This is a genomic window from Brevibacterium sp. p3-SID960, from assembly GCF_025144725.1.
In the GTDB taxonomy this organism is placed as follows: Bacteria; Actinomycetota; Actinomycetes; order Actinomycetales; family Brevibacteriaceae; genus Brevibacterium.
Genome location: NZ_JALXKS010000011.1, coordinates 1 through 16190, shown reverse-complemented (window position 1 = coordinate 16190; position 16190 = coordinate 1). Strand labels below are relative to the sequence as shown.

At 68.5% G+C, this 16190-nt stretch carries 14 protein-coding genes; 10 read left to right on the top strand and 4 right to left on the bottom strand.

Annotated features, from left to right (window positions below):
- The 5 genes from paaB to M3B11_RS05150 are packed head-to-tail and all read left to right on the top strand — an operon-like array spanning position 1 to position 3984.
- Positions 1-351, top strand: coding sequence for a 1,2-phenylacetyl-CoA epoxidase subunit PaaB (gene paaB, locus M3B11_RS05170; RefSeq protein WP_259875675.1), 351 nt, complete (start codon positions 1-3; stop codon positions 349-351).
- Complete coding sequence (gene paaC, locus M3B11_RS05165; protein ID WP_259875674.1) at positions 348-1292, top strand: 1,2-phenylacetyl-CoA epoxidase subunit PaaC; 945 nt, start codon at positions 348-350, stop codon at positions 1290-1292. The genes paaB and paaC overlap by 4 nt, the downstream gene beginning before the upstream one ends.
- A gap of 15 nt (positions 1293-1307) precedes the next feature.
- Entirely contained in the window at positions 1308-1910 is a 603-nt protein-coding gene (gene paaD, locus M3B11_RS05160) for a 1,2-phenylacetyl-CoA epoxidase subunit PaaD (RefSeq protein ID WP_396121533.1), read from the top strand.
- Positions 1910-3118, top strand: a complete 1209-nt coding sequence (gene paaE, locus M3B11_RS05155) for a 1,2-phenylacetyl-CoA epoxidase subunit PaaE (protein ID WP_259875673.1) — start codon at positions 1910-1912, stop codon at positions 3116-3118. Before paaD ends, paaE begins: the two co-directional genes overlap by 1 nt.
- Before the next feature lie 47 nt (positions 3119-3165).
- The gene (locus tag M3B11_RS05150) at positions 3166-3984 is read left to right on the top strand and encodes an enoyl-CoA hydratase/isomerase family protein (RefSeq protein WP_259875672.1); all 819 of its coding nucleotides are present in this window, start codon (positions 3166-3168) and stop codon (positions 3982-3984) included.
- Between the two features lie 90 nt (positions 3985-4074).
- Here the strand turns inward: M3B11_RS05150 and M3B11_RS05145 are convergent, their stop codons facing one another.
- On the bottom strand, positions 4075-5142 hold the full coding sequence (locus tag M3B11_RS05145; RefSeq protein ID WP_259875671.1) for a glutathione S-transferase family protein: 1068 nt from the start codon (positions 5140-5142) through the stop codon (positions 4075-4077).
- 398 nt (positions 5143-5540) lie between these two features.
- Here M3B11_RS05145 and M3B11_RS05140 point away from each other — a divergent pair, with 398 nt between their 5' ends.
- Genes M3B11_RS05140 through M3B11_RS05130 form a run of 3 tightly spaced genes read left to right on the top strand, consistent with a single transcriptional unit; the run spans position 5541 to position 9399 of the window.
- On the top strand, positions 5541-6692 hold the full coding sequence (locus tag M3B11_RS05140) for a CaiB/BaiF CoA-transferase family protein (RefSeq protein ID WP_259875670.1): 1152 nt from the start codon (positions 5541-5543) through the stop codon (positions 6690-6692).
- A 2-nt stretch (positions 6693-6694) separates the two neighbouring features.
- Positions 6695-7834, top strand: a complete 1140-nt coding sequence (locus M3B11_RS05135) for an acyl-CoA dehydrogenase family protein (RefSeq protein WP_259875669.1) — start codon at positions 6695-6697, stop codon at positions 7832-7834.
- A 29-nt stretch (positions 7835-7863) separates the two neighbouring features.
- Positions 7864-9399: a sodium:solute symporter gene (locus M3B11_RS05130; RefSeq protein WP_259875668.1), complete on the top strand. Its 1536-nt coding sequence runs from the start codon at positions 7864-7866 to the stop codon at positions 9397-9399.
- A gap of 149 nt (positions 9400-9548) precedes the next feature.
- On the opposite strand, the gene M3B11_RS05125 is transcribed toward M3B11_RS05130, so the two are convergent.
- Positions 9549-10283, bottom strand: a complete 735-nt coding sequence (locus M3B11_RS05125) for an HdeD family acid-resistance protein (protein WP_259875667.1) — start codon at positions 10281-10283, stop codon at positions 9549-9551.
- 169 nt (positions 10284-10452) lie between these two features.
- Between M3B11_RS05125 and M3B11_RS05120 the strand changes: the two genes are divergently transcribed.
- Positions 10453-12345 (top strand): gamma-glutamyltransferase family protein, encoded by a 1893-nt coding sequence (locus M3B11_RS05120; protein WP_396121532.1) that lies wholly within the window; start codon positions 10453-10455, stop codon positions 12343-12345.
- 3 nt (positions 12346-12348) lie between these two features.
- Here M3B11_RS05120 and M3B11_RS05115 read toward each other — a convergent pair whose 3' ends face one another.
- Positions 12349-13407, bottom strand: coding sequence for a nitronate monooxygenase (locus tag M3B11_RS05115; protein ID WP_259875666.1), 1059 nt, complete (start codon positions 13405-13407; stop codon positions 12349-12351).
- Between the two features lie 193 nt (positions 13408-13600).
- On the opposite strand from M3B11_RS05115, the gene M3B11_RS05110 reads away from it, so the two are divergent.
- Positions 13601-14800: a PDR/VanB family oxidoreductase gene (locus M3B11_RS05110; protein WP_259875665.1), complete on the top strand. Its 1200-nt coding sequence runs from the start codon at positions 13601-13603 to the stop codon at positions 14798-14800.
- Positions 14801-14802: 2 nt separating this feature from the next.
- On the opposite strand, the gene M3B11_RS05105 is transcribed toward M3B11_RS05110, so the two are convergent.
- Positions 14803-16026 carry an MFS transporter gene (locus tag M3B11_RS05105; RefSeq protein ID WP_259875664.1) on the bottom strand — a complete coding sequence of 408 codons (1224 nt, stop codon included), beginning with the start codon at positions 16024-16026 and terminating at the stop codon, positions 14803-14805.
- Positions 16027-16190 lie beyond the last annotated feature (164 nt).

Here is a 16190-nt window from a genome sequence, read left to right as displayed (position 1 = left end):
ATGACCAACCCGACCACCGCCTCGGGCACGGAGAACACCACCACCGGCTCCCCGGCAGGCAGCACGCCGACCGGCGGCTGGCCGCTGTGGGAGGTCTTCATCCGCTCCAAGCGCGGCCTTTCCCACGTCCACGCCGGCTCCCTGCACGCAGCTGATGCGCGCATGGCCCTGGCCAACGCGCGCGACCTCTACACCCGCCGCAGCGAAGGCGTGTCCCTGTGGGTCGTGCCGAGCGAGCAGATCACCGCCTCGGAACCGGACTCGAAGGACTCCTACTTCGAACCGGCCGCCGACAAGGTCTACCGCCACCCGACCTTCTACACCCGTGCCGAGGGGGTCCCGCACCTGTGAGCACCGAGACCAATCCCACTCCCGAAACCGCCGCTGCCCAAGCAGCGGGGCACGCACCGCAGGCGTACGAGACCGTCGAGCCGACACCGCCTGTTCAGCCGGCAGCCCGGGGCATGCCGACCGTCGGCGACGAACTCGAAGTCGACCCGCTGCTGCCCGGCGCCGGCGTCCCGCTGACAGCCACCATCACCTCCGTGCCGAGTGAGGACGTCGCCGGCTATGCCCTCATGCTCGGCGACGATGCGCTCATCACCGCCCAGCGGCTCGGCGAACTCGTCGCCAAGGGACCTGAACTCGAAGAGGACATCGCGCTGACCAACATCGCCCTCGACCAGCTCGGGGCCGCGCGCATGTTCCTGCAGTACGCGGGCCGCGGCCTGGACACGACCGAGGACGAGCTCGCGTACTTCCGCGACGAAGCCGAATTCCGCTCCTGCGCGCTGGTCGAACAGCCCAACGGCGACTTCGGGCAGACGATCGCCAAGGTGCTGCTCACCAGCCTGTACCAGCAGCTGCTCTACCGCGGCCTGCTCGACTCCAGCGATGAGTTCCTCGCCGCGGTCGCTGCGAAGTCGATCAAGGAAGTCGACTACCACGTCGAACACGCGAGCATGTGGACCGTGCGCTTGGGCGACGGCACCGAGGAGTCCCACCGCCGTATGCAGGCCGGCCTGGAGATGATGTGGCCGTATGTCGACGAGCTGTTCGACGACAGCCCATGCACAGACCTCATCGACTCCGGAGTCGCCGTGAGCGCCGCTGGCCTGCGTGAGGAGTTCGACGCCCGGCTGGTTGAGATCCTTGAGACCGCGACGCTGAGCCTTCCAGAGATCCCGGCGGCGCGTGGGCAGGGACGCTTCGGTCTGCACTCACCGCACCTGGGCTACATCCTCGCCGAGATGCAGGTGCTCGCCCGCCAGCATCCCGGCGCCACCTGGTGAGGAGGACCGATCGTGATGGCCACCGAGACCGCCGCCCCGATGACCGAACCGGCTGAGACCGCCGAGGCGATCGTGCGCGCAGTGCGCGCTGTGTGCGATCCGGAGATCCCGGTGCTCACCATCGAGGACCTCGGGATCCTGCGCTCTGTTGAGGTCGAAGCCGCCGCCGAGGCGGACGAGACCGGCGAGGCCGAGGGGCCCGGAGAGGGCGAAGCGACCGGGGAGGGCAAGGCGACCGGCGAGACCGCAGGGCTGCGCGCCCACGTCGTCATCACCCCGACCTATTCCGGTTGCCCGGCGATGGAGACGATCCGCGCCGATGTCCAGCGCGCCGCGCGTGCCGCCGGTGCTGCCGAGGTCGATGTCGAACTCGTCTTCTCACCGGCCTGGACGACCGACTGGATGAGCGACGAGGGCAAAGCGAAGCTGTCCGAGTACGGTATCGCCCCTCCGGCCGGCAGAGCCGCCGGCCCGATCGGGCTGAGCATGGCTGTCAAATGCCCGCTGTGCCACTCGCTCAACACCACCGGACTCTCCCGCTTCGGCTCCACAGCCTGCAAAGCGCTCTACCGCTGCAGTGACTGCCTCGAGCCCTTCGACTACTTCAAGGTGCACTGATGACCGCAACCTCTGACACCGAGAACACCAGCCCGGCCGAGAATCCCAGCCCGGCTGAGAACCCCGGCCCGGCCAAGACCACCACCGCACCGGCCCCGCAGACCGCGGCCCCGCCTCGGCAGCGGCTGCGCTTCCACGACCTCGAAGTCAGCGGGATCCGCGAACTCACCGCCACCGCCGTCGAAGTCAGCTTCGCGGTGCCCGAGGAGCTCTCTGAGGAGTTCTCCTACATCCCCGGCCAGCACATCGCCCTGCGCACCACCATCGACGGCACCGAGATCCGCCGCAGCTACTCGCTGTGCGCACCCCCGGACGGCAAGACCCTGCGCATCGGCGTCAAGGAAGTCGCCGACGGCCTGTTCTCCACCCACGTGCGCAACGACCTGTCCATCGGCGACACGATCGCGGTGATGAACCCGCAGGGCAGCTTCACCTCCCGGCTGACGAAGACCGACACCGGCCGGATCGTCTCGATCGCCGCAGGCTCCGGCATCACTCCGGTGATGTCGCTGGCCGCCTCGGTGCTGCGCACCCACCCGGGAGTGCACTTCACGCTCATCTACGGCAACCGCACGAGCACCGACGTCATGTTCCTAGAAGACCTCGCCGACCTCAAAGACGCCCACATGGGCCGCTTCGACGTCCACCACTTCCTCTCCGGCGAAGGCCGCAACGCCGAGCTGTACTCCGGGCGCATCGACGAGGACAAGCTCAAGCGGCTGCTCGAACTCGTCATCCCGCCCGAAACCGTCGACGAATGGTTTCTCTGCGGCCCCCTGCCGCTGGTCGAGATGGCCCGGACCACCCTCGACGCCCACGACGTCGACCGCTCACGGATCCACTTCGAGCTCTTCACCACCGGCAAGGAGGGCGAGGGCCGCTCAGGTCCGCGCGGGCCGCGTCAGGCGACCACCGCCTCGGGACCGGTGCGTACCGTGACCTTCACCCTCGACGGCCGCACCGGCAACGCCACCACCCCGCAGGACAGCCCCGACACCATCCTCTCGACCGCACTCACCACCCGGCCCGACGTGCCGTATGCGTGCGCCGGCGGGGTGTGCGGCACGTGCAAGGCCAAGCTCATCACCGGGACCGTCGACATGGCTGATAACTACGCGCTCGAACCCGATGAGCTCGACGCCGGTTACGTCCTCACCTGCCAGTCCGTGCCCACCAGCGACAGCGTCGAAGTCGACTACGACCAGTAGCAGGCCAGGCTTTCCGGGCAGCAGCCCAGCTTTCTCGAAAGGACCCCATGACCACCATCACCTCCACCCACTACAGCCCCGACGATGCCACGCGCGCACCGGTCGAGGCCGGGCCGGTCGCCGAGATCGTCCTCGACGGCGCTGCCTCGCGCAACGCGCTTGATGCCGATGCACTCGATGCGCTGCTCGACCACGTCGAGGCGCTGCTGCCGTTCATCTACGAAGGGGCCGTGCGCGCGCTCATCCTGCGCGGGGAGGGCACGGTGTTCTGCTCAGGCCGCGACATCGCAGGCGTCGACGTTGAGACCGATGACGCCTATGAGTTCCTCAACAGTGACTTCTGGCCGGTCTTCGAGACCATCCGGTCCCTGGAGGTCCCCGTCATCGCCGTCGTGCAGGGTGCAGCGCTGGGCCTGGGCTACGGGCTGGCGGCAGCCGCCGATGTCATCTACGCGGCTGAGGATGCGAAGTTCGGTTCGCCGTTCGCCGCGATCGGCGCGATCCTCGACTCCGGCGCCCACGCCGTGTTCGTCGACCGGCTCGGCTATCACCGCACCATGGACCTCATCTTCACCGGCGACTTCATGACCGGGACCGAGGCGGCGGCCACCGGGGTCGTCTCACGTGCGGTCCCGGCCGGTGAGCTGCTCGACTTCGCCCGCGAGAAGGCGGTGAAGATGGCGGCAGGTCCTGCTGAGACGTTCCGGATGGAGAAGCATTTCACCCAGAACGTCTCCGAGGAGCGCACCCGGCTGGGCCAGGTGTGGGAGACCGAGGCGTTCATGCAGGAGCGCGCACGGACCAGCGATGACTACCGCGAGGGATTCACCGCCTTCCAGGAGCGCCGCAAGCCGACATTCGGCTGAGCGGCTCAGCTCAGCGGCTGCGTGAGCTGAGGGCTCGCCCCAGCTCAGGGCCTGTCGCAGCCCAAGGCCTGTCAGAGCTGAGGGACGGTTTCAGCTGACCGGTTCGGGAGCGGTGCCCTCACCCCACGGGCGGTCGCTGAGCGACTCGCGGCCGTGGGCGGTGTGCCAGCCGGAGGTGTCGGGGCCGAGCGGGACGATGCCGGTCGGGTTCACCGACGTCTGGACGATGTAGTAGTGGTCCTTGATCTGCTGGAAGTCGACTGTGTCGCCGAAGCCGGGCATCTGGAACAGGTCGCGGGCGTAGGCCCACAGGTTCGGAAAGTCGCGCAGCTGCTGGCGGTTGCACTTGAAGTGGGAGTAGTACACGACGTCGAAGCGGGCGAGCGTGGTGAACAGGCGGACATCGGCCTCGGTGATCGCAGCGCCCATGAGGAACCGCTGGTCCTGCAGGCGGGCTTCAAGCGTGTCGAGTGCGGAGAACAGCCGCTCGAAGGCCTCGTCATAGGCTTCCTGAGAACCTGCGAACCCGCATTGGTAGACGCCGTTGTTGACCTCGGTGAACACCCAGCGCATGAGCTCGTCCATCTCCTCCCGCTGCGCCTCCGGGTACAAATCAGGGGCGCCGTCGCGGTGGTGGGCGGTCCACTCGGTCGAGAAGTCGAGGGTCATCTGGTTGAAGTCGTTGGTCACGACTTGGCCGCTGTCGATCTCAACGATCGCCGGCACCGTGATGCCGCGCGGGTAGTCCGGGTAGCGGGCGAAGTAGGCCTGCTGGAGGCGTTCGATGCCGAGCACCGGATCCACTCCGCCGGGGTCAAGGTCGAAGGTCCACGACCGCTCGTCATGGGTCGGCCCTGCCAAGGCGAGCGAGAGGGCGTCCTCGAGGCCGAGCAGTCGCCGGACGATGAGCGTGCGGTTGGCCCACGGGCAGGCCCGGGCGGCCGCGAGCCGGTAGCGGCCGGCTTCAACGGGCCACAGCTGCTGATCGGGGTGGGACTTCTCAGCCGTCTGCGGGTCCGCGACAATGCGGTCGTCGATGTAGTTCATGTCCCGGGTGAATGCCTTGCCCTTGGAGACATAGACGCCGGGATGTGAGTGCTCGGGGTTCTCGTCGGGCTGGGCGGCGCCGTGATCGCGGGGGGTGGGGTTCTCAGACATATGCCCACTCTACCACTACATAATTGAAAGTTAAATCATATCGTGACTGACGTTTCGACCTTTTCCTCCTAGAGCTATAGGTGAGCCTAACCTTAAATGCTAGAGTAGGTTGTGGAGTGAGGTTGCCGCACCAGGGAAGCCCATACGTTTCACTACTCCGGTATGGGTTTCCCTGGTGCATCTCTGTCTGCGGCGGCACCTCGCTGTTCCCGTCGGCGGCTCTGCCCGCGGCGGGCAGCCTTGCGGCGGGTGGCCTGTCGCAGCTCAGGGGTTTTGCCGGCGAGGTCCGTGGGGCTTGAGTCGCAGATGTGGTGCCGACCACTGTCTGTCCGACATGCTGGACTATTCACCCTGGCCATGTCTTCCCAGGCTTTGTGTGCAGCGGTCAGCATATGCCTATGACTGCATCACCTCCGCTTCTCGACGGCATTCGGATCGCCGACTTCTCCCGCGTGCTGGCAGGCCCGTACTGCACCCGCATGCTCGCCGACCACGGCGCCGAGGTGTTCAAGATCGAAATGCCCGGCCGTGGTGACGACTCTCGGCATCTCGGACCGTTCATCGACGCGCAGAGCACCTATTTCTCCGGCCTCAATCACGGCAAGCACAGCATCGAAGCCGACCTCAAAGACCCCGAAAGCCTTGAACGGCTGCGCGACTTCATCACGACCTGTGACGTCGTCGTTGAGAACTTCCGGCCCGGCGTCGCCGCCAAGCTCGGCCTGTCCTACGACGACGTCGCAGCGATCAAACCCGATATCGTCTACGCCTCGATCTCCGGGTTCGGCCAGACGGGCAGCCAGACGAAGCGTCCGGCCTACGACACCGTGATCCAGGCGCTCTCCGGGCTCATGGCCACCACCGGCTTCGCCGACGGGCCGCCGACCCGCGTCGGCGAATCGATCGCCGATGTCTCCGCCGGCGTCTTCGCCGCTTTCGGAATCTCCGCAGCGCTCGTGCGCCGTGAGCGCACCGGGGCTCCTGCCCACATCGACATCCCGATGTTCGACGTCATGCTCGCAATGCAGCCGACGAATTCCGCTATGTACGCTGCCACCGGTGCCGCCCCGACCCGGGTGGGCAACCGGCATCCGGTCTCCGCCCCGTTCGACACCTACCAGGCCAGCGACGGCCTGTTCGTCATCGCAGTGGCCAACGACCGGCTCTTCGCAGTACTCGCTGAGGCACTGGGCAAACCCGAACTCGCAGACGACCCAAGATTCGCCACCGACGCAGACCGCAGCGACAACGACGAAGCCCTGCGCAACGAGATCGAGGGAGTCTCCGCCTCGCGCACGGTCGAGCAGATGTGCGCACTGCTCGACACTGCCGGCGTGCCGGCCTCCCCGGTGTGGAACATGGCAGACGCTCTCACCAGCGACCTGGGAGTCGAACGCGATCTGCACGCCCGCGACTCCCGCCTCGGGCACGGCTTCATCGCCCACCCGCTGCTCATCGACGGAACGAGAGCCGCAAGCGACCTGCCGGTCCCACAGCTCGGCGAGCACAACGACGCCCTGACCGCCGCGAACCCGATTGACGAGGAGTGAGGATGAACCTCGAACCCACCGCTGATGAACAGGAGCTCATCGACGCCGTACGCGCAGTCTCGCGCGACGTGCTCGCCCCGCAGGCCGCCGAGGCGGATGCGAACGAACGCGTCGCTGACGACGTCATCGCCACCCTCGGCGAGGTCGGAGTGCTCGGACTCAACCTGCCCGCCGAGTACGGCGGTCCCGGGGTGGGGTCTGTGGCGATGAGCCACATGGTCGCAGCCGTGGCCGAAGGCTGCGGATCGACGGCCTCGATCATCACCGCCCACTATCTGGCCACCGACGCCGTGCTGCTCGGCGGTACCGACGCCCAGCGGCAGGACATCCTCCCGGCAGCAGCCGACGGCCAGCTCATCGGCGCCTTCGGACTGACCGAGCCGGGCGCCGGATCGAACCCGGCGGAGATGTCGACCCGGGCCGTCCGCACCGAGACCGGCTGGCGGCTCAAGGGCACCAAGCACTTCATCACCAACGCCGGCTTCGCCGACTTCATCGTCGTCTTCGCCATCACCGACCCGGAAGCCGCCCACCGCGGCATCTCCGCCTTCCTCGTCCGCCCCGGTGAGCTCGGCGACGCCATCAGCTTCAACCCGCCGGAGAAGACGATGGGCCTGCGCGGCAGCCCGATCTACGAGTTCGTCATCGACGCCGAACTGCCCGCCGAGGCCCTCCTCGGCGAGGAAGGGCAGGGTTTCGCCACCGCGATGCGGGTGCTCGATCGCGGCCGCATCGAAGTCGCCGCCATGAGCTTGGGCATCAGCCGGGCGGCGCTGGATGCCGCGATCGCCTGGGCCAAGGAGCGGAAGATCGGCGGCAAGCCCATCAACCGGCTGCAGGGCATCGCCTTCAAGCTCGCCGACATGCACGCCAAGTACCGTGCTGCCTGGCTGCTGACGATGGAGGCCGCAGCGGTGCGCGATTCCGGGGAGGACTTCACCTTGGAATCGGCCACTGCGAAGCTCGTCGCCAGCGAAGCTGCCGGCTTCATCACCGATGAGGCGCTGCAGATCCACGGAGGCTACGGGTTCATCCGTGACTTCCCGCTTGAGCGCTATGCGCGCGACGTGCGCATCTACCGGATCTACGAGGGCTCCTCGGAGATCCAGCGCACGATCATCTTCCGGGCCCTGGCAAAGTAGCCGGGCACCGGCTCTGAAAGGAACAACTGATGAATCCGATCTGGTTCGTCCTCGCACTGCTCGTCTATTTCGGCGTGCTCATCGCCTTGTCGTTCTACCGTCGGCGCGCCGACTCCGGCACGGACTACTTCCTCGGCGGAAGGACTATGCCCGCCTGGATGCTCGCCATGGCTTTTGCCGCCTCCTGGTACGGCGGCAACTCCGCGCTCATCTCCATCGATGAAGCCAATTCGCAAGGCATGGGCTCCTGGTGGGTGCTCGGCGGCCCGACGGTCATCGCAGTCGTCGCCCTCATCTTCATCGGCCCGATCATCCGCCGCATCGGTGTGCTGAGCCAGGACGGCGTCATGAACATGCGCTACGGGCGGCTGACCGGCACTCTGCTCTCGCTCGTCATGGGCATCTACATGGTCGTCTGGGGTGCCTCCCAGATGGTCGCACTGGGCAAGTTCTTCGCCGCGTTCTTCGGCATCAACTTCGTCCTCGCCGTGCTCATCGGCATCGTCGTCGCGATCTTCTACGCCACCATCGGCGGCTTCCGTGCCGTCGTGCTCACCGAGACGATCCAGTTCGGGCTGCTGCTGCTCGGCCTGTTCATCACGCTCGTCGGCGCGCTCATCCTCTCCGGCGGCATCGACCCGGTCATGGAGCGTGCGACGACCGAACGGCCTGATGACTACTTCAACCTGTTCGCCGGCTTCACCCCGAACATCGCCTTCGTCGTCAGCTTCGCGCTTGCCTTCCTCATCGAGGGTGCGGCCTGGCAGCGCATGCAGGCCGGGCGCACCCCGCGTGACGCGCGCAAGACCGCCGGCTTCGCGCTGTCGTACTTCATTCCGCTGTACTTCCTCGTCGTCGCCGCCGGCATCGCCTCGATCGGCGTGTTCCCCGAAGTTCCGGAGAACGGCGTCGTTGCCACCCTCGCCGGCGAGCGCTTCTGGCCGATCTTCGGTGTGCTCGTCTTCATCGGCATCGCCGCAGCGATCATGTCGACGATCTGTACGACGCTCAACCTGTCTTCGCTGTACATGACCGAGCTGTACACGAAGATCAAACGCAACCGGGTCTCTGACAAGCAGAAGGTGCGCGTGGGAATGATCGGCACGGTCATCGCCTCGGTGCTCGGCTTCCTCATCGCCATCCAGCTGCCGGAGGCGCTCATCCTCCTCGGCCTGGCCAGCGAGATCCTGGCAGCCAGCATGTTCTTCCCGATGATCATGGGCATGTTCTGGCGCCGGGCGACGCAGAAGGGCGCGGTGGCCGGCATCATCGCCGGGTCGAGCTTCACGATCTACGGGTTCCTCGTCGAGCTCGGCCTGCCGCTGCCGTACTTCTGGCCCAATGACGGACCGACCCGGATCTTCATCGGCCTGGGCCTGAGCTTCATCTTCTACGTCGTCGTCTCGCTCATGACCAAGCCGGACACCGAGCGCACCGAGCGCTTCATGCACCAGTCGCGCAAGGGCACCGACGAGTCAGCCGAGCAGATCGTGGCCGAGCAGGAGGCCGCTGACGATGCTGCTGCTGAGGCTGTGCGCAACTCCCGCAACGGCCGCACCGGCTGAACCGGACCGGCTGCGGGAACCGGGTCCATCGCCTCGGGCGCGGATCGCAGCACGCGGACGTGAGATGGCGAACGCCGCCGCAGGAATCTTTCTGCGGCGGCGTTCGCGCTGACCGTGCCGGAGGCTCCGGTCACCGGAGCCGGGGTGGGTCACCTCAGCTGAGGCGGGGTGCCGGGGTCCTCGCGATCCTCGTCATCGGGGTCAACGGTTTCGGACTGCACGACTGGGCCGCTGGCACCGTAGCCTCCGCTGCGGCCGAAGCCAGCTGGACCGAAGCCTGCCGGGCCGAACCCGGCGGAAGCAGTCGGCAGGGTGGCGCGGCCGATGCGCACACCGAGAACGATCGCGATGACGCCGGCGAGTATGAGGAATGCGGCGATGAGCCACAGCAGCGAGACCGCGCCGGCGATGGGGTTGATGACGAGCAGAAGACCGATCGCAAGGCCTGCGATGCCGCTGATGAGCATGACCCACCAGCTGGGCGCGCCCATGCGCCGGAAGGCAAATGCGCCGAAGACCTGCATGAGACCGAGCACAAGCGCCCAGAAGGCGATGAACAGCACGATCGCGACCACTGCGGTCTCCGGGAGCAGCCCGACGATGATGCCCAGCACGAGGGAGAGGGCTCCGGCAAAGGCCAGCGTCCCGCCGCCGCGGACGCCGGTGGCGCGCCCGCGCAGCCAGGCACCGAGTCCCAGAATGCCGTTGATGATGAGCCAGGCGGCCATGAGCCAGGCGAAGACCTGCAGACTGGCGCCCGGCCAGACGATCATGAGGACGCCGGTGAGCAGGGCGAGCACACCCTGGATGACGAGGCCGTTGCGGGCACGGCGCTGCAGGGCGGCGAGTGGGTTGCTGTGGCTGTCAGCGGAGGGGCTGGTCACGGGCTACTCCTGTTCTCAGACCGCTGGGGGATGCGGCCGTTGGTTCTCCTGCGCAGGAAAACGATGCAGGGGTCGCGAGTATTCCCTGATGGGGCCGGGTGCCGGGCAGTTCGAAGCGGTGCGGCTGCGTGACCGGTAGGCTGGCAGCAGCCGATGCCAAGGAGCTGCTGTGACGTTCACCCCGCCACCGGATCCCACCACCCGTCCTACGTTGCAGGGCACCTTCGGCATGAGTGCCTCGACCCACTGGCTGGCCGCCCAGACCGCGCAGGCGGTGCTCGAACGCGGCGGCAACGCCTTCGATGCGGCCGTTGCGGCGGGTTTCGTCCTCCACGTCGTCGAACCGCACCTCAACGGCCCCGGCGGGGACATGACCGGCCTGTTCGCCACCGCCGAGGAGCCGGTGCCGCAGGTGCTCATGGGCCAGGGCCCAGCCCCGGCCGGGGCGACGATCGAGCACCTTCGTGCCGAGGGCCTCGACATGGTCCCCGGTGCTGGGGCGCTCGCTGCAGCCGTCCCGGGTGCGGTCGATGCGTGGCTGGTGCTGCTGCGCGATCACGGCAGCTGGGACATCGCCGATGTCCTCGCCTACGCGGTCGACTATGCCGAGAACGGCCACCCGGTCCACGCCGGCGCCTGTGCTGCGATCGCTGCCGCCGCTGAGACGTTCCGCGCTCATTGGCCCAGTTCAGCTGCGCAGTGGCTGCCTGGCGGTCAGGTGCCCGAGCCCGGCGATCTGGTGAGGATGCCTGGATACGCCAGCACGCTCAAACGGCTGCTTACCGCTGCCGATGAGGCCGGGCCGGCTGGGGATAACGGGGCTGCCGGGGACGGTGGGGCTGATAGCGACGTGCGGGTCGCCCGGATCGAGGCGGTGAGGCGCCAGTGGCGCGAGGGCTTCGTCGCCGCGGAAGCCGCCGCGTTCATCCGCGAACCCCACATGCACTCAAGCGGCAGCACGCACGCCGGGGTGCTCACGGCTGAGGATATGGCGAGGTTCTCAGCCGGGTACGAGGAGCCGGTGTCGATTGAGTTCCGCGGCCACACGATCGCCAAGACCGGCCCGTGGGGGCAGGGCCCGGTGCTGCTGCAGGCCCTGCGGATCCTCGACGGCTTCGATGACGCGGACCTCGACCCCTCGACCGAGCGCGGTGCGCATACGATCCTCGAAGCTCTCAAGCTCGCGCTCGCCGACCGCGACACCCACTACGGTCACGGCGAGATCGATCTGGAGACTCTGCTGAGTGAGGAGTATGCGGCCAGCCGGCGCGAGCTCATCAGCGAGTGGGCCTCCCTCGACTTCCGCCCTGGGCTCCGCGACGAGGGCGAGCCTGGTTTCGTGCCGCCGCTGGTGACCGGCGATGAGTTCGAGCTGCCGGCCCAGGCGGTCGGCGCCGATGCGAGAGCCTCGGCCGGTTCGGCAGGCGGTTCCGGTGAGCCGACGATGCAGACCAACGCCACCCCGCGTGCGGTGCGCGGCGACACCTGCCATCTCGATGTCATCGATCGGTGGGGCAACATCATCTCCGCCACCCCGTCCGGCGGCTGGCTGCAGTCCTCCCCGCTCATCCCGGCCCTCGGCTTCTGCCTCGGCACCCGCCTGCAGATGATGTGGCTCGATGAGGACTCCCCCTCCCGGTTTGCCGCCGGCAAGCGCCCGCGCACGACGCTCACCCCGACTCTCATCAGCCGCGGTGGCATACCGGTGATCGCCATCGGCACGCCGGGCGGGGATCAGCAGGATCAGTGGCAGTTGCTGGCGATCCTGCGGATGCTCGTCGGCGGTTACACCCCGCAGCAGGCGATTGACGCACCGGCGTTCCACACAACCGCGCTGCCGGGCTCGTTCTGGCCGCGCACCTGGACTCCCGGCGGCGTTGTGGTTGAGGACCGGCTCGGCGATGAGGTCATCGCCGGGCTCATCGCCCGCGGCCACGACGTCTCCCGGGCAGGGGACTGGTCGCTCGGCCGGCTCTCCTGCGTCACCTACGACCCGGAGACCGGGATCATGCAGGCGGCCGCGAACCCGCGCGGCATGCAGGGATACGCCGCCGGACGGTGACCCTCAGCGCGGCGGGGTCAACCGGGCGAGCGTCTCAGCAGCCGGCTCCTCGCGCGTCGACTGCCAGCCGGTCCCAGCCCACAGGTGCACCCAGTCGGGCTGCCCAGCCTTCGCCGCCGCGGTGCGGATGGGCTTGGTCAGGTGATGGACCTGCGGATAGGCAGCCGGAGCAGTGGTTGCGTAGTCGTCGATGAACCGGTTGCGCAGACTGCGGGCCAGCCGCCCGGTGAACGCCCGGGTCAGTGCGGTCTGGGTGAAACGGGGGTCGGCGAGTGCCTGCCGGTGCACCGCCGAGGTGCCCGCCTCATGCGTTCGCAGCAGCAGCGTGCCGACCTGCACGGCCAGCGCACCGGCCTCGAGCAGAGCGGCCACCGCCTCGGGACCGTCGACACCACCAGCGGCGATGACCGGCAGATCCACCCGCTCACGCACCTCGCGCACCAGGTCAGCGGTCTCGACCTCGGTCACCACCTGCAGCGGATCATGTGTGCCGGCATGCCCGCCGGCCCGGCTGCCCTGCACGACGAGACCATCGCAGCCGATCCCCGCCGCCGCCTCGGCTTCAGAGGCGTTCGTCACCGTGGCGAGCACGCAGGTGCCGACCGTATGCAGACGCGCAACCGCCTCGGGGGCGGGGAGCCCGAACGTCAGCGAGACCACCGGAACCGGGTCGGCCAGCAGCGCCTGGAGCTTCTCGCCGAAGTGATCGTCATCGTCCATCACCGGACGGGCACTGATCGGCGCGTCGAGCGCATCGGCCAGCGGGGTGAGCCGGTCGGCATAGGCAGCAAACGCAGTCTCATCGACGCCAGCCTGCCCGGGCACGAAGAGGTTGACGCCGAAAGCCACATCACCGGCCAGCTGCCGGAACTCATCGATCTGCGCCCTCAGCGCTGCGGCGGTGAGGTAGCCGCCGGCCAGGAACGGGAACCCGCCGCCGGCGGCGATCGCTGCGGCCAGCCGGGGCGTGGTGGCACCGCCGGCCATCGGAGCGCCGACGAGCCGGCGGTCGGTGGACAGCAGCTCTGTGACAGGTGGGCGGGCAGCATCGGGCATGGTCATGTCGCCACGGTAACAGCGCAATCGGCCCGGGGGAGCGGGGCCCGGGGGAACGGGCCCGGATGCGGGTGGGCGGCTGTTTCTCAGGGCTCGGGAACCGGCATCGCTCATGTGGGTGTCTATCGGTCAGACTGGTCGTCACCGAGAGGCAGATCACAGATGCCGCCGCGACCACCGGCCGGCAGGAGGGACAGGCGTGAGAGCACTCGCAGACACCAGCACCGAGCCGGCCCAGCCGCTGGCCGGCAGCCCGTCGATCACGAGCTTCGACGGACCGGACATCGACATGCTCATCCGGCAGGGCTTCAGGCCCGCCCGCATCGAATCACTGACGACCGTCGCACGCGGAATCCTGTCCATCACCGTCGCTCCGCCGCTGGGCGCTGACCCGGCGTTCACCCCCGGCGCGCACCTCGAAGTTGCGATCCCGCTGCCCGACGGCCCGGCGATCCGCCACTACTCGCTGTGCTCGAAACCCGATGGCAGCGACGGCTGGCGGGTTGCGATCCTCAACGAGCCGACCGGCCGCGGCGGCTCCCACTGGCTGCACGAGCACCTCGCCGACTGCACCAGCCTGCTCATCCGCGGCCCGCGCGACACCTTCGGCTACCAGCGCCGCTCGCCGATGCTGTTCGTTGCCGGCGGGATCGGCATCACCCCGATCTCCGCGATGATCCACGACGCCGAGAACGCCGGCCTCGACTGGCACCTCATCTACGTCGGCCGCCGCAACGAACTCATGGCCTTCGCCGGCGACCTCATCGACTCCCACGGCTCCGAGCGCGTCGATGTGCGCATCACCGCCGAGACCGGTCGGCCCGATGTCGTTGCCCTGGCCCGCGACTGGTTCGCCACCGCCGGTCAGCATCTTTCCGGCGGCACCGCGCCCGAGGCGGAGGGCACCGACGGGACCGCGACCGAGGCGGAGGGCACCGTCGGCAGTCCTGTCGCCTCCGCGTGCGGTCCGGTCGTCTACACATGCGGCCCGGTTCCGCTCATGCGTGCGCTCGCCGCCGGGATGGAGGCCGAGGGCATCGAGGTGATCTTCGAGGACTTCGACGACGACGCCCCACCGGCAGCCGAGGCCACCGGCAGCGGTCAGACCGAAGCGGCCGGCGCCTCGGGCGCGGATACCGCCTTCACCGTCGAGACGACCAGTGGCGCGGAAGTGCAGGTAGCCTGCGGTCAGTCGATCCTCGCAGCCCTTGGTGCTGCCGGGGTGCGGACGCTGAGCTCATGTCAGAAGGGCACGTGCGGGACGTGTGAGACGACGATCCTGCAGGGGCGGGCCGATCACCGTGATCATGTCCTCAGCGGTGAGGAGAAGGAGGCGCAGGAGACGATGATGATCTGCGTCTCACGTGCCCAGACCGATCGGCTCGTCCTCGACATCTGAGGTCAGCCGAGCTCCTCGTCGACGCTGCCCGGCGCTGCCGCCAGTGCGCCGGTCAGCCCCATGAGCACGCTGATGCCGATCATGAAGACGATCGGGGCCGTCCAGCCGCCGGTCAGGCCGAGCAGCGCACCGACCATCATCGGGCAGACGGCCGCGAGGATGTAACCGCCGGACTGGACGAATGCCGAGGTCGAGGCGGTGACGGTGACATCGGTCGTGCGCCGGGTGATGAGCGCGAGCACGGCCGGGAAGGCGAAGCCGCCGTAGGCCAGCAGCACTGCCCACAGCACCGGTGCGGCAGCGGGGCTGATGAGCAGGCCGGTGTAACCGGCGGTCGAGGCGGCGGCGAAGCTGATGATGAAAGCGCGTGGGTAGATGTCGCGGACGATGATCTGCGGGGCGAGGAACCCGCCGGGGATGCCGGAGAAGGCGACGATGCCGATCATGATCCCGGCGGTGACGGCATCGAGGCCGCCGTCGCGGTAGATCTGGGGCAGCCACCCGAACTGCACATAGGCGTTGACGGACTGGAAGCCGAAGAACAGCGCCATCCAGCGGGCCTTCGGCGAGGCCACGATGCGCTTGCGCACGCGGGTGCCGCCCGCCTCGGGAGCGGGAGGACCAGCCAGGCGCGGCACCGAGCCGGCAGCCCGCAGCACGAGCCAGGCGAGCAGAGCAGTGACGGGGATGACCGCCCAGAAGCCCAGGCCCACCCGCCACGTGCCGGCCTGGCCGGTCAGCGGGGCGGTCAGCAGCGAGGGCAGGGTGGCGCCGAGGCCGAGCGAGACGGTGAAGACGGTCGCGGCGAGCTGGCCGCGGGCCGGGAAGCGGGCCTTGACGTAGACGAGGAGGACGACGTTGCCCAGCGCCATGCCGATGAGCGCGAGCACCGTCAGCGTCGCGAAGCCCGGCCAGCTGGCCGACAGGGCGCGGGCGATGATACCGGTGGCCGTGCACGCACACGAGATCGTGAGCGCCCCGAACAGGCCTGCCCGTGCGAGCAGCGGCAAGGCGATGAGTCCGCAGGCGGCGAAGACGAGGCCGGGGAAGGCAGTGAGCAGCCCGGACTGCCAGGCCGTCAGGGCGAAGGCGTCGGTGACTTCGGCCAGCACTGGGCCCAGCGAGGTGGCCGCTGGGCGCAGACTCGCGGCGATGAGCACGAGGCAGACCAGCGCGAGCGCATCAAGGCCTCGGCTGGTGCGAAACGGCGTGCTCTGGGCGGTCATTGCAAGCAGCGCGCTCCTTCTCTCAGCCGTGGGTTCTGGTGCGCCGGTGCGCGCCGTGCGACTGGTGTGCGCAGCGCGGCAGGCGACAGTCCATCGTATCCGGTCACCAGGCTGGCAGCCGCGGATTCCGCTCCCTGCTGCAGCCCGGAGAGGGCCCGAGACTG